Origin of the sequence: Yinghuangia soli, from assembly GCF_021502675.1 — a bacterium.
In the GTDB taxonomy this organism is placed as follows: Bacteria; Actinomycetota; Actinomycetes; order Streptomycetales; family Streptomycetaceae; genus Yinghuangia; species Yinghuangia soli.
On the sequence record NZ_JAKFHA010000048.1, the window covers coordinates 1 to 12,715 of the forward strand.

15 protein-coding genes are annotated in these 12,715 nt (G+C 70.0%); 8 read left to right on the plus strand and 7 right to left on the minus strand.

Annotation, left to right across the window (positions count from 1 at the left end; all coding sequences use genetic code 11):
- The first annotated feature begins 310 nt into the window (after positions 1 to 310).
- The gene (locus LZ495_RS39885; protein WP_235058123.1) at positions 311 to 700 is read left to right on the plus strand and encodes an allophanate hydrolase-related protein; all 390 of its coding nucleotides are present in this window, start codon (positions 311 to 313) and stop codon (positions 698 to 700) included.
- Between the two features lie 163 nt (positions 701 to 863).
- Here LZ495_RS39885 and LZ495_RS39890 read toward each other — a convergent pair whose 3' ends face one another.
- Positions 864 to 1,358: a hypothetical protein gene (locus LZ495_RS39890; protein WP_235058124.1), complete on the minus strand. Its 495-nt coding sequence runs from the start codon at positions 1,356 to 1,358 to the stop codon at positions 864 to 866.
- Positions 1,359 to 1,751: 393 nt separating this feature from the next.
- On the opposite strand from LZ495_RS39890, the gene LZ495_RS39895 reads away from it, so the two are divergent.
- Both LZ495_RS39895 and LZ495_RS39900 read left to right on the plus strand, forming a co-directional pair.
- Entirely contained in the window at positions 1,752 to 1,982 is a 231-nt protein-coding gene (locus LZ495_RS39895; protein ID WP_235058125.1) for a hypothetical protein, read from the plus strand.
- 216 nt (positions 1,983 to 2,198) lie between these two features.
- A complete protein-coding gene (locus LZ495_RS39900) occupies positions 2,199 to 2,543 on the plus strand; it encodes a hypothetical protein (protein ID WP_235058126.1) in 345 nt (114 codons plus the stop codon).
- A 68-nt stretch (positions 2,544 to 2,611) separates the two neighbouring features.
- Here the strand turns inward: LZ495_RS39900 and LZ495_RS39905 are convergent, their stop codons facing one another.
- Entirely contained in the window at positions 2,612 to 3,211 is a 600-nt protein-coding gene (locus LZ495_RS39905) for a DUF2867 domain-containing protein (RefSeq protein ID WP_235058127.1), read from the minus strand.
- A gap of 103 nt (positions 3,212 to 3,314) precedes the next feature.
- Between LZ495_RS39905 and LZ495_RS39910 the strand changes: the two genes are divergently transcribed.
- Both LZ495_RS39910 and LZ495_RS39915 read left to right on the plus strand, forming a co-directional pair.
- Positions 3,315 to 3,878 (plus strand): TetR/AcrR family transcriptional regulator, encoded by a 564-nt coding sequence (locus LZ495_RS39910; protein ID WP_235058128.1) that lies wholly within the window; start codon positions 3,315 to 3,317, stop codon positions 3,876 to 3,878.
- A 79-nt stretch (positions 3,879 to 3,957) separates the two neighbouring features.
- Complete coding sequence (locus LZ495_RS39915; RefSeq protein ID WP_235058129.1) at positions 3,958 to 6,048, plus strand: serine/threonine-protein kinase; 2,091 nt, start codon at positions 3,958 to 3,960, stop codon at positions 6,046 to 6,048.
- Between the two features lie 318 nt (positions 6,049 to 6,366).
- On the opposite strand, the gene pucL is transcribed toward LZ495_RS39915, so the two are convergent.
- The 5 genes from pucL to LZ495_RS39940 form a co-directional block, all read right to left on the minus strand.
- The gene (gene pucL / locus LZ495_RS39920) at positions 6,367 to 7,278 is read right to left on the minus strand and encodes a factor-independent urate hydroxylase (RefSeq protein WP_235058130.1); all 912 of its coding nucleotides are present in this window, start codon (positions 7,276 to 7,278) and stop codon (positions 6,367 to 6,369) included.
- Positions 7,279 to 7,281: 3 nt separating this feature from the next.
- Entirely contained in the window at positions 7,282 to 7,620 is a 339-nt protein-coding gene (uraH, locus tag LZ495_RS39925; RefSeq protein WP_235058131.1) for a hydroxyisourate hydrolase, read from the minus strand.
- On the minus strand, positions 7,617 to 8,168 hold the full coding sequence (gene uraD / locus LZ495_RS39930; protein ID WP_235058132.1) for a 2-oxo-4-hydroxy-4-carboxy-5-ureidoimidazoline decarboxylase: 552 nt from the start codon (positions 8,166 to 8,168) through the stop codon (positions 7,617 to 7,619). Before uraD ends, uraH begins: the two co-directional genes overlap by 4 nt.
- Positions 8,169 to 8,377: 209 nt before the next feature.
- Entirely contained in the window at positions 8,378 to 8,749 is a 372-nt protein-coding gene (locus tag LZ495_RS39935; RefSeq protein ID WP_235058133.1) for a helix-turn-helix domain-containing protein, read from the minus strand.
- Complete coding sequence (locus LZ495_RS39940) at positions 8,746 to 9,027, minus strand: thiamine-binding protein (protein ID WP_235058134.1); 282 nt, start codon at positions 9,025 to 9,027, stop codon at positions 8,746 to 8,748. The genes LZ495_RS39935 and LZ495_RS39940 overlap by 4 nt, the downstream gene beginning before the upstream one ends.
- Before the next feature lie 174 nt (positions 9,028 to 9,201).
- Here LZ495_RS39940 and LZ495_RS39945 point away from each other — a divergent pair, with 174 nt between their 5' ends.
- Genes LZ495_RS39945 through gcl form a run of 3 tightly spaced genes read left to right on the plus strand, consistent with a single transcriptional unit; the run spans position 9,202 to position 12,709 of the window.
- Positions 9,202 to 10,038, plus strand: coding sequence for a hydroxypyruvate isomerase family protein (locus tag LZ495_RS39945; protein ID WP_235058135.1), 837 nt, complete (start codon positions 9,202 to 9,204; stop codon positions 10,036 to 10,038).
- Complete coding sequence (locus tag LZ495_RS39950; RefSeq protein WP_235058136.1) at positions 10,038 to 10,988, plus strand: 2-hydroxy-3-oxopropionate reductase; 951 nt, start codon at positions 10,038 to 10,040, stop codon at positions 10,986 to 10,988. The genes LZ495_RS39945 and LZ495_RS39950 overlap by 1 nt, the downstream gene beginning before the upstream one ends.
- A complete protein-coding gene (gene gcl / locus LZ495_RS39955) occupies positions 10,988 to 12,709 on the plus strand; it encodes a glyoxylate carboligase (protein ID WP_235058137.1) in 1,722 nt (573 codons plus the stop codon). Before LZ495_RS39950 ends, gcl begins: the two co-directional genes overlap by 1 nt.
- The last annotated feature ends 6 nt before the right edge of the window (positions 12,710 to 12,715 follow it).

Here is a 12,715-nt window from a genome sequence, read left to right on the forward strand (position 1 = left end):
CGCGGAACGGCCGGGCGGTACCCGGCGGTCGCGGGGGCGCGTCCCGGCGGATGCCCCCGGCCGTTCCGCACCCTTCTCTGCTCCACTCTCTGCGCCACGCGTTTCTCTGCTCCACGCGTTCGACTTTCGTCGGATTCGTCCGCACCGAGCCGTGCTCTCCGGCGGCCTTTCGTCGGATCATCCGATCGCCCGTACGCCGATCCACCCGCCACAATCGGCCGGAACGCCCCTTACCGGGCGGTTGCCGCGTACCCGTCCTGTACGCCGCCCCGGCCACCTCCCGCACACCGAACCGACTTCAGGAGTCCGCATGGCTCGCATGTTCCTCAACGGCCAGGCGATGGAAGGCGGCCCCTTCCACCACCACCTCAAGGGCGCGCCGCTGGTCATGAAGACCCGCACCGCCCCCGGCTACCGCTTCTTCTCGATCGGCGACCGCTGCCCGGGCCTGCTGCCCGCGCCCGGCACCGACACGCAGATCGAGGGCGAGGTGTACGACGTCCCCGAAGAGGTGCTGCGCGACGAACTGCTGCCCACCGAGCCGGCGGAGCTGGAGTTCGGCATCATCAAGCTCGAGGACGGTTCGGCCTCCTTCTCCATGATCCTGCGCGTCGGCGAGCTGGAAAGCGGCAAGCACAAGGAGATCACCGAGTTCGGCGGCTGGCGCAACTACCTCAAGACCCTCGGCCGCGAGAGCTGAGCCCTGCGGCCTGAGGCCCTGAAGCATCGGCCGGGGCGCATCCCCGCTCACCCCGGCCGAGCAGGAACACCGAAGTCCCGTACCCGGGGAGGGGTACGGGACTTCGGCCTTTCCGCCGCGGCCGGGTTGGTGGGCGGCCGCAGCCGTCTCGGGGCCCGGCGGCTCAGCGGCCGGTCACGGTGGCCTCCAGCCGGGAGATGAGCCGCAGCACCTCGGCGCGATGCGACGCCGAGGTGATCCAGGCCGGCAGCCGGGACACCAGCGTCATGCGGATGCCCTCCTCGGTCCACGCGTCCTCGCGCAGCTCGGCCGCCACGTACCGGCGGATCAGCGCCAGGTGGTTGAGGTTGTACGCCCACAACAGCCCGTGCCGCGTGCTGAGTTGCAGCCACAGCGGCAGATAGAAGTACGGGTCGTACATGTGCGTGGCCCGCGCATTGGGCATCGCGTACACGCCGGAGTCCTTGTCCCGCGTGTGCCCACAGTCGGCGCACACCAGGCGCCGCGACTGGAACGGCGACATGACCAGGCGCTTGGGGTAGGCCACCACCCGTGCCAGCGCCTCGCACTTGGGGCACCGGATCAGGATCTCGTCCATGAAGTCGTAGATGGTGGACAGGTCGTCGCGGAAGCGCGGCGGGGACTCGGACGGCACCATCGCTGGGGCACTCCTCTCACGGCACGGGAAGGTCGCGAGCATCCGGGCGGGAACGGCGGCCGCCGCGGGCCCTGGTCCCGCCCGGGGGAGCGGGGGGATCCGAGGGAGTCCCCTCTTGCGGCACCGCCGACGAACGTCGACTGCGCCCATGCAACATCCCCGGGGCACCCCGTACATGAGTGTCCGTACTCAAGTACCTTGCGCACCAACACTGATCCCACGCCCCGCCATTTGCTCCCGTACGCAACCGACCGGTCACGCAACGTCTGTTCTGGCATTCGGGATTCCCGGGCCCTTTCGGGATATCCCGGACGGGCAAGTACGGACAAAGCTACGCTGGTCGACCGCAGCCAAGGGGATGGTTGCGTTCTGCCGACGGAGGGGGACACCGTCATGGCAATTCCTGTCGTCACGTTCGCCAATGGCATCGCCGCATTGCAGGGCGCCGCCGCCGGGACACCGGCCGCGGCGCTCGCGACCGCGTACGCCGGACAACTCAACGCGCTCGCCGGATGGCCCGGCGGGGCACCGTCGATCCAGCAGGTCCACCAGCACGGCCTCGCCGAACCCAAGGCGCACTACGTCGGGGGCGCGGCAACGCCCCGCAGGCCGTGCGGACGCTGACCACCTGGCTGGCGACGTACGTCCCGATCTACACGGGTGCGGGTGTCGCGGTCGGCAATGCGATGGCCGCCAACGCCGCGGACCCGGCCGCCGCCCTGCAGTTCACCAGCACGATCCACAACCCGGGCGCGAACGGCGCGACCGCCTACCTGGCCACGTACTCGACCTTCCAGGTCTACCACTACGAGCGCGTGAAGCAGTTCAGCGCGTCGCAAGTTGGAAGCCAACATCACCGCGAACTACCCGGCGGGCACCCCGGTGGCCAGGCTGTACCGCGCGGAGTGGCAGCGGGCCGGGTTGTCGACCACGGCCAAGATCGGCCTGTACGCCTGCATGGTGACGCACCTGCAGAACGCGCACGCCGGGGCCGCGGCCTTCCCGGCGGGGCTCGCGCTGCCCGCGCTGCTCGACACCAACGCGAAGAACGAAGTCGTCGCGTGGATGAAGGTCAACAACCTCCCGATCGTGGTCACCGCCTTCAGCAAGGACCTCGTACGCACCATGCTGCCGGCCCTCGCCCCGCGCGTGATCGACCCCAAGTGGGTGGCCCGCGCCCAATAGCCGGGGCTCGCAACCGACTTCCCGGCAGGCCGCCGCCTGCCGGGAAGCGGTCCCGGGAACGCAGGCGGTCAGGCGGCGGCGGCCCGGCTCGGGGCGGTCTCCTGCCACTTGCGGCCGATGGCGTTCAGGAGCGCCGGGTACACGCCCAGATAGCGGAACGGCTTGATGCCCAGCATGTAGAGCCTGCCGAGGCGGCCGTTGGGCTTGACCAGCACGGCCATCTGGCCGCGGTAGCCGCCCTTTTCGTCCGGGACCCAGCTGATGTGCATGACGCCGTGCATCGTCTTGTTGGCCGTCTCCGCCACCCACTCGTCGTGCGTCCGGTAGACGGTCTTGAACGGCAGTGCCCGCATGTCGGGGCCGGGGTGGGCGTCCTTCAGGTCGGCGGGCAGGCGGTCGCGGAGAGTCGCGACCCGGCCTCCGATGCCGTCCTGCGGGCGGTCCCAGCCGAACAGCGCGCCGAGCTTCCACCGCAGCGCGAACAGGGCCCGGGAGGCGAGCGAAGACCCGTGCGCCTTCTCGCCCTCGGTGAACTGCTTGACCAGGTGGGCGAGGTCGTCGGGTCCGCCGTGGGTGGGCAGGATCCAGACGTCCTCGAGCTCGAAGTCGTCGGCGATCTCGTGGATGCGCCATGGGTGGTCGGTGTGCGCGGAACTCGGGAGACGCATGGTCGGCCCCTGCCTGACGTCGATGTATACGATGCCGTATAGATCAAGCGTACGCGGGTTTATACGGTGCCGTATACATCGACGGTGTGAAGGAGGCCACAGCATGGGTGCGATCCGCACGCCCCGCGGCAAGTGGGTCGAGGAGGGCCTGCGCGCACTCGGCGCCGGCGGCCCCGAGGCAGTGCGCATCGAGGTGCTCGCCCAAGCGCTCGGGGTCAGCAAGGGCGGCTTCTACGGCTACTTCCGCAACCGCGAGGCACTCCTCGACGAGATGCTCGACACCTGGGAGCACGAGATCACCGAGGCGGTGATCGAGCAGGTCGAGGCAGACGGCGGAGACGCCCGCGAGAAACTGGCCCGCCTCTTCGGCATCGCGGCCGCGGCCGTGGACGCCCCCACCCGGGGCGTGGCCGCCGACCTGGCGATCCGCGAATGGGCCCGCCGAGACCCCGGCGTCGCGGAGCGGCTGCGCCGCACCGACAACCGCCGGATGGACTATCTGCGGTCGCTCTTCCGCGAGTTCGTTGCCGACGAGGCCGATGTCGAGCGCCGCAGCATGATCGTCTTCACCCTCCGCATCGGCAACTTCCTGATGGCCGCCGACCCGCCGCCCGGCACTACCCGCGGGGACGTCCTCCGCGACATCACCGCCTGGCTCCTGGACTGAGGCCGCTCCCGGCACCCGCGTACCCTGTTCGCGGCGCGGCCGCGGCGGGCGGCGCCGGACTGCGATCGGGGGATCGACTGTGGAAGGCCAGCTCCTCGACGGGCGCTACCGATGCCTCGCGCGCATCGGCAGCGGGGGAATGGGCGACGTGTGGCGCTGCCGCGACGAGCGCATCGGGCGGGACGTCGCCGTCAAGCTGCTGCCGTACGCCGCGAACTCGGGCGGTACACCGGACCGCTTCGAGCGCGAGGCGCGCATCGTCGGCACGCTGGCCAGCCCGGCGATCGTCACCGTCCACGACTACGGGCAAACCGAGGTCGGCGGTCGCCTGACGCCGTACCTGGTGATGGAGCTCCTCGACGGCACCGCGCTGAACACCCGGCTCATGACCGGCGAGCCGGTCCCCATCGCCGACGTCGCGGCATGGGGAAGCGCAGTGTGCGTCGCCCTTGAACACGCCCACGCCCGCGGCGTCGTGCACCGCGACATCAAACCCGCCAACGTCTTCTTGTGCGCCGACGGCTCGGTCAAGGTCCTCGACTTCGGCATCGCCCGCCTCGTCGAGCCGGATGCCGCCGGGCACACCCCCATGACGGTCTCCGGCATGATCCTCGGCACCCCGCACTACATGTCCCCGGAGCAAGCAGGCGGCCAGAAGGCGGACCACCGCAGCGACTTGTACTCGCTGGGATGCCTGCTCTACGCCCTGGTAGACGGGCAGCCTCCCTTCCATGCCGAGTCGATGTACGGCATAGCCATGCAGCACCTGACCGCCCAGCCGAGCCCGCCGGGACAGGAACGCCCGGATCTGCCATCCGACTTGCGCCGTCTGATCCTCGATCTGCTGGCCAAGTCCCCTGAGGACCGTCCGCAGAGCGCCGAGGAGGTACGCGGACGCCTTACCGCCCTCGCGGTGACACCGGTCACCACCCCTGTCGCGAACGGCAGTGCGCCTGCATCACCGCCCCCGCCGCCCACCGCACCGCCGCCCACCCTGATAACCCGCGAACCGGCCACCCGCGGCGGCCGGTTTGTCGTCGCCGCTGTGGCGGCCGCCGTGGCTCTCGCCCTCGCGATCGTCCTCGCCGTCCAATGGCAAGGCGACGACACGGGTACGAAGGGCAAAGCCGGCGGAGCCGGCCCGGCAAACGCGAGCAAGACCCCTACTGCCGGCCCGAGCACCACCTCCAGCGCGAAATCCGACCCGGCCGTGAATCCCGGCGCCGGGCAGACCGGTGCCGTCCCCGCCACCATCGACGAAGCGGGCACCCGCGAGTCGACCGCCCCGCTCATGGCGAGGATCCGGGCTGCCGACCCCTGCGCGATGCTGGACCGCGAATTCCCCAAGCGCTTCGGCCCCGTCGTCGTCGAGACGGCCCGCAAAGCGCAAGACTTCACCGAGTGCCAGATCCTGGCGAGCAACGGCGGCCCGACCGACCTCAGCGTTCGGTTCCGGGTCAAGTTGGGTGTACCGCTCACTGCCGCGGAGCGCGCCAAGACGACCCCGGCCACGGAGAACGGCGTGGCGCTCTTCGAACAGCCGGCACCGGCGACGGCCAACACCTGCACCGTCGTCCTCCCCTTCGGGGACACCGGCTTCGGTGCGGAGGTGTACGTCAACCAGCACTACCCGAACAAGGGGTCGGACCAGGCGCCGTGGGCCGAGGGGTGTGCGACGGCCAGGGCGTACGCGGCCCTCGTCGCCCCGAAGGTCTCCGCGCTGGCGCCGCGCGGAACCGCCCCGGCCGGTCGGACACTCGTCGGCAAGGACCCCTGCAACGACATCGACCTGAGCACGCTCAAGGCCGAAGGCTGGTTGTACCAGGGGGTCACCCGGGACCTGCCGTACCGCTGCGAGGCCCTGATGGTGAACGGCGACTCGGAGTACACCGTCTCGATCACCTTCGAACGTGATGCCGAGCAAGTCGCCGAGTCCGCTACACCGCTCTCGGTACGCGGCATGAAGGGGATCCTCCTGCCAGGCAACGACAGGGCGTCCTTCTGCATTGCGTCGCTGACCTACCTCCCCCAGACCTCGAGCACTGCCTGGGACGCCCATCTCATCAGCGTCCATGTCGACCGGAAGTCCGACAAGGGCGGTGCCACACTGGACACTTGCACGCTTGCCGAGACGGCCTACAACGTGGTGACCGCGGCGCTCGGGAGCTGAACCCGCTCCGCAGCAAGCAGAGGTCTTGCCGGTGGGAGCAGCCTGCCAGGCGAGTTGGACTGCAACGGGGGCAGGCCTTGACGTTGGGGTTTCGCACGCGCAGGCACCTGGTGACGGTGCTGATCGCCGTGGGAATTGCGGTGGCCGCGGGGGTCTTCGCCGGCCCTCGTCCTCGTGCGCAGGAGGCGCAAGCGGGAAGGGGAGAGTGCGGCAACTCCGGCCGCGTAGCTTCCCGTTGCCGGTCCGGGCGGCAAGACCGGCTCGGCCCCGGGCGCTTTGTGCGGGCCGGGGCCGTGGCCTTGGAGGGCCGGCGTGGGGTCAGTCGACCGGGATGACCGGGGTGACGCCTTCGCGGTGCACGGTGCCCTCGATCAGGCCGTACGGGCGGTCCGCCGCGAAGTAGACCTCGTTGTCGTTCTTCTGCCCGAACGGGCTGAGGTCCACCAGGAAGTGGTGCTTGTTGGGCAGCGAGAGGCGGATCTCGTCGATCTCCGGGCGGTTGTTGAGGACCCGGTTGCCCATCGCGAACAGCGTCTGCTGCAGCGAGTACGAGTAGGTCTCCGCGAACGCCTCCAGCAGGTGGCGCTTCACCTGGGCGTACGAGCGCTCGAAGTTCACCGGGGCGAGCTCGTCGCCGCTCCACGAGAAGCGCCAGCGGGCGTTCACCTCGGTGGCCAGGATGCGGTCGTACGCCTCCTGCAGCGTGGTGTAGCGGTCCTTGATGTAGCCCCAGAACTCGGAGGCCGTGGTGTTCATGACCACGAGGCCGGAGAGACCCGAGATGATCTGGAACTGCGAGCCGTCGTAGACGATTTCGCTGGTGCGGGTCTCCGCGCCGTCGCGTACGAAGGAGTGCTGCAACTCGTCGGCGCCGATGAACCGGTTGCGCGAGTCGGGCGTCGCGATGCGGTTCCAGGTGTATTCCTCGATGCGGATGCGGGCCCGGGTGATGGTGGGCTGCGAGTCCACGAAGTGGCGCGCGAGGAGTACGCCGAAGTCCTCGGCGGAGGTGACGCCGTGCTCCTGGGCGAAGGCGTACACCGTGTTCTTGGTCGTGTCGGTCGGCAGCACCTCGGCGTTGCCGCCGGTGAAGTGCGTGTCCGCGAGGTCTCCGGAGAGAGCGACGCTGACGTTGAGGTCCTTGACCTCGTGCCGAGTGCCGTCGCGGCGAACCCGGACGATCCGGTTCTCCGCCTTTCCGTACTGGTTCTGGCCGAGCACCATCGGCATGGTCTAGCTCCCTCGGTAAACGGAGTATCCGTACGGGTTGAGCAGGAGTGGTACGTGGTAATGGGGGCGCGCCGGGTCGGTGGTGAAGACCACCTGGACCTCGGGGAAGAAGGCGTCCTCGCCGCGGGCCGCGCGGTAGCCGGCCACGTCGAAACGCAGCCGGACCGTGGCCGGGGCGGGGGCCACCTCGGGAAGGTCGGGGCACCGGCCGTCGGCGTTGGTGTGCGAGGTGGCGAGCACCTGCCACGCGCCGTCGGCGCCGAGTACCGCGAGTTCCACCGCGACGTCGCGCGCCGGGTCGCCGGCGCTGGTGTCGAGGATGTGGGTCGATACGGCGGTCATGCCTGCACCAGCTTTTCCAGACGGATGCGGTTGATCTTGCGGAGCTCCTCGCGGGCGATGTCCCGCTCGGTGCCGGCGTCGTTGCCGAGCCGCTCGCGCAGCGCATCGAGCATCTCGGCGGCGGTCCGGCCGGTGGCGCAGATCAGGAAGACGTGGCCGAACCGGTCGAAGTACTGCTGGTTCGCGTCCGCCAGGTCGGCGAGCAGGGCGTTGCCCGCATCCCGGACGCCGGACTGCTCGCGCTGCGAAGTCGCGTCGCCGGCCCGGGGCTTGCCGATGACCGCGTGTCCGGCCATCGCCTCGTCCAGGTCGGCGGAGGTGAGGCCGGACATCGCGAGGTCGGATGCGGCGAACAGCTCGTCCGTGTCGCGGTACGGCCGGCGCCCGGCGACGGTGTCGATCCAGCTGCGGCTGGCGCACACCTCGCCGAGGAGCTTGAGGGCGTCGTCCGGCTCGGCCTCGTTGAGGCGCGCGAGCCCGGGCAGCACGCCGGGGGATGCGGGGGATGCAGGGGGTGTGGGTACCGGTGAATCGGCTGATTCGGCCACGCCGGCCTCCTGGACGGGAACGGAGTCATCGCGTCCGGATCATCGGAACCGCGCTCGGTTCGAACCGTAGGTCGGCAGGTGACGTGGCGTCAACAGTTTGTTGAAGTGGATCAGCCGGGTGGGCGAACACCCGGTTTTGGAGGATCGCACGATGCCGCGGGGCGGCGGAAGCGGCGGAATCTGCGCGCGGCCGCCGCCGCTCGGGCTTGCTAGGACGGCTGGGACTGCTCGCGGTTCAGGTAGTTGTAGACCGTGAAGCGGCTGACGCCGAGCGCCGCCGCGACCGACTCGACCCCGTGCCGGATGGTGAACGCGCCGCGCTCTTCGAGCACCCGCACCACCCGCTGCTTGTCCTCGCGGCCCAGATCGGCCAGCGGTCCGCCGAACTGGCGCACCATTTCGGCCAGCAGCCGGTCCAGCGCGGCACCCAGGTGCGGCAGCCGGACGGCGACCACCGGATCGCCCTCCCAGTGCAGGACGACGTCGTCCGGCCGGGCTTCCCCGGTCGCCACGAAGTCCGCGCCGAGCGCGTCCACCAGCGGCTTGACGGCATCGACGAGCGGATGCGCCGCGTCGGTCATCGGTCCCCCTCCACACTCTCGCCCGATGCCGCGGCGTCCTCGTCCGGTACGGCCGTGACCTGCACGGAGATGCGCGTGGCACCCACCGCGAAGGTGTCCCGGAAGAGCCGGTCGACCACGGCGAGGACGACCTCCGCATCGCCCACCGCAAGGGTGCCGAACGGGCCCACCTCGACCTCGAGGCCGGCCTCGTCGACGATCCGCCGCGCGGTGACGGCATGCGGCGGCAGGTCCGCCATCTCGAACGGTTCGGTCGTGAACTCCATCTTCAATCGCACGGCCTGAACCCTAGCCATCCGCTTCGGGGCAATCCAGGTTCGTCGGGACGCGGCATTGACAAACTGTTGAAGCATGATGGCATCATTCCGTTAAGCAGAATCCTGCTTCCGCATCGTGGAATTTTGCGCAGCCGGTGACCGGCTGGCGCCAGAGCCGTGGAAGAGGTGAAGAGCGTGAGCGCCGCACTGCGCTTCCATGTCAACCTTTCGATCCTGTTCACCGAGCTGCCCCTTTTGGAGCGGCCGGCGGCCGCTGCCGAGGCCGGCTTCACCGAGGCCGAGCTGTGGTGGCCGTTCGACGGGCCGACGCCGGCCGATGCGGAGCTGGACGCCCTGGAGCGGTCCCTCGGCGATGCCGGCATCGCCCTGGTGGGCCTCAACTTCGACGCCGGCAACATGCCCGGCGGCGACCGCGGACTGCTGTCCCGCCCCGCGGACTCCGACCGCTTCCGCGCCAACATCGACGTGGCGGTCGGCTACGCGGCCCGCCTCGGCTGCACCGCGCTGAACGCGCTGTACGGCAACCGCGTGGACGGCCTCGACCCGGCCGTCCAGGCCGAACTCGCCCTGGAGAACCTGGCCTTGGCGGCCCAGGCCGCACACCGCGAAGGCGCGGTCGTGCTGGTCGAGGCGGTCAACACCGTGGAGAACCCGCTGTACCAGCTCGACTCCGCCAAGGCGGCGGTCGAGGTGGTCGACGCGGTCAACGCCGCCACCGGCCTGGGCAACACCAAGTTCCTGTGCGACCTGTACCACCTCGCCAAGATGGGCGAGGACCTGCCGGCGGTGATCGCCGCGTACGCGGACCGCATCGGCCACGTCCAGATCGCCGACACCCCCGGGCGCGGTCAGCCCGGCACCGGCGAACTCGACTTCGACGACCTGTTCGACCGCCTGACGGACGCCGGCTACGGCGGCCGCATCGGCCTGGAATACAAGCCCGTTGGCCCCAGCGCCGACAGCTTCGGCTGGCTGCCGCGCGAGCGCCGGTCCGGGAGGGGAAACGCCTGATGAGCACCAACGCCACGATCTCCAAGGTCGCTTTCATCGGCCTCGGCATCATGGGCGGCCCGATGGCCGCCAACCTGGTCAAGGCCGGCTACGAGGTCACCGGGTTCAACCTCACCCAGCCGCCCATCGACGCGCTGGTCGCGGCCGGCGGCAAGGGCGCCACCTCGATCGCCGACGCGGTGGCCGGCGCCGACGCCGTCATCACCATGGTCCCGGCCGACCCGCAGGTCGAAGCCGTGATGTTCGGTGCGGACGGCGTACTCGACAACGTCGCCCCGGGCACCCTCGTGATCGACATGAGCTCGATCAAGCCCAGCACCTCCATCGCGGTCGGAACCGCCGGTGCCGCCAAGGGACTCCGCGTCCTGGACGCCCCGGTATCCGGCGGCGAGGCGGGCGCCATCGAGGCCGTCCTCTCCATCATGGTGGGCGGCGAGGCCGCCGACTTCGCGGCCGCGCAGCCGCTCTTCGACGCGCTCGGCAAGACGATCGTGCACGTCGGCCCGTACGGCGCCGGCCAGACCGTCAAGGCCGCCAACCAGCTCATCGTGGCCGGCAACATCCAGCTCGTCGCCGAAGCCCTGCTGTTCCTGGAGCGCGCGGGCGTCGACACCGAGGCCGGCCTCAAGGTCCTCGGCGGCGGCCTGGCGGGCAGCACCGTCATGGCCCGCAAGGGCGACTCCATGCGGGACCGCAACTTCAAGCCGGGCTTCCGCATCGACCTGCACCACAAGGACATGGGCATCGTCTCCGAGGCGGCTCGCGAACTCGGCCTGGTGCTGCCCTTCGGCGCGCTGGCCACCACCCTCGTCGCCGCGCTCCGCGCGCAGGGCGACGGGGACCTCGACCACAGCGGCCTGCTGCTCGGCCTGGAGCGCCTCAACGGCCTCGCCGACAGCCCGTCCGACTCCGCTGCGAACACCGGGAACACTGGGAAGGTGAACGCCTGATGGCTCCTCGTCTGATGCCGGTCATGGACGCCGTCGTCCATGTCCTCAAGTCCGAGGGAGTGGACACCGCGTTCGGCTGCCCCGGCGCCGCGATCCTCCCGCTGTACAAGGCCCTCGAAGACGACGGCACGATCGAGCACCTGATCGTCCGCCACGAAGAGGGCGCCACGCACATGGCCGACGGCTGGGCGCGCACCAACGGCAACGTCGGTATCGCGATCGGCACCTCCGGCCCGGCCGGCACCAACATGATCACGGGTCTGTACACCGCGATCGCCGACTCGATCCCGATGATCTGCATCACCGGCCAGGCGGTCTCCTCCAAGCTGCACCAGGAGGCCTTCCAGGCGGTCGACATCGTGGAGATCGCCAAGCCGGTCACCAAGTGGGCCGTGCAGGTCAAGGAGGCCGCGCAGGCTCCCTGGATCTTCCGCGAGGCGTTCCGCATCGCCCGCTCGGGCCGTCCCGGCCCGGTGCTGATCGACCTGCCGCTGGACGTCCAGCAGCAGAAGATCCTGTGGGACCCCGAGCTGGACGCTCCTCTTCCGGTGGCCGAGGTGCACCCGCATCTCCCGCGCGTCGAGGCCGCCCTCGACATGCTGCTCGCCGCCGAGCGCCCGCTGCTGCTGTCCGGCGGCGGCGTGATCATCGGCGAGGCGCACGAGGAACTCGTCGAGCTCGCCGAGCTGCTGCAGATCCCGGTCCAGGTCACCCTCATGGGCAAGGGCTCGATCGACGAGAGCCACGCGCTCTACAGCGGCATGACCGGCATCCAGACCTCGCAGCGCTACGGCAACGCGTCGTTCCTGGAGTCCGACCTGGTGCTCGCGCTCGGCGCGCGCTTCGGCGACCGGCACACCGGTTCGCTGGACGTGTACCGCGGCGACCGCAAGTTCATCCACGTGGACATCGAGCCCACCCAGATCGGCAAGGTCTTCGAGCCGGATCTGGGCATCGTCTCCGACACGCGGCTGTTCCTGCAGGCCATCCTGGCCGTCGCCAAGGAGCGCGGACTGCGCGGCGAGGCGGGCGCGTGGGTGGCGCGCGTGCAGGAGCTGCGCAGCACGCTGACCCGCCGCGAGGACTTCGACACCGTCCCGGTGAAGGCCCCGCGCGCGTACAAGGAGATCAACGAGGTGTTCGACGAGAACACCTACTTCGTCACCGCGATCGGGCTGTACCAGATCTGGGGCGGCCAGCACCAGAAGGCGTACCTGCCGCGGCACTACCAGATCTGCGGCCAGGCCGGCCCGCTCGGCTGGGAGATCCCGGCCGCGATCGGCGTCAAGAAGGCGCTGAAGAACAGCGAGCCGGACGCCGAGGTCGTGGGCATCGTCGGCGACTACGGCTTCCACTACCTCGTCGAGGAGCTGGCGGTCGCGGCGCAGTACAACGTGCCGTTCGTCATCATCATGCTCAACAACGAGTACCTGGGCCTGATCCGCCAGGCGTCGCTGCCGTACGACATGAACTTCCAGGTGGACATCCACTACGACGACTACGGCACCGACAACGTCAAGATCATGGAGGGCTACGGCTGCTCCGGCCGCCGCGTCTTCGAGCCCGGCGAGATCCGCGAGACCCTGGAGTGGGCGCGCAAGGAAGCGCAGACCACGTCCCGCCCGGTCCTCGTGGAGATCATGATCGAGCGCGAGGCGAACACCCCGCACGGCCCGGCGATCGACGCGGTCCGCGAGTTCGAGCCGCTCCCGCAGGGCTGATCACGC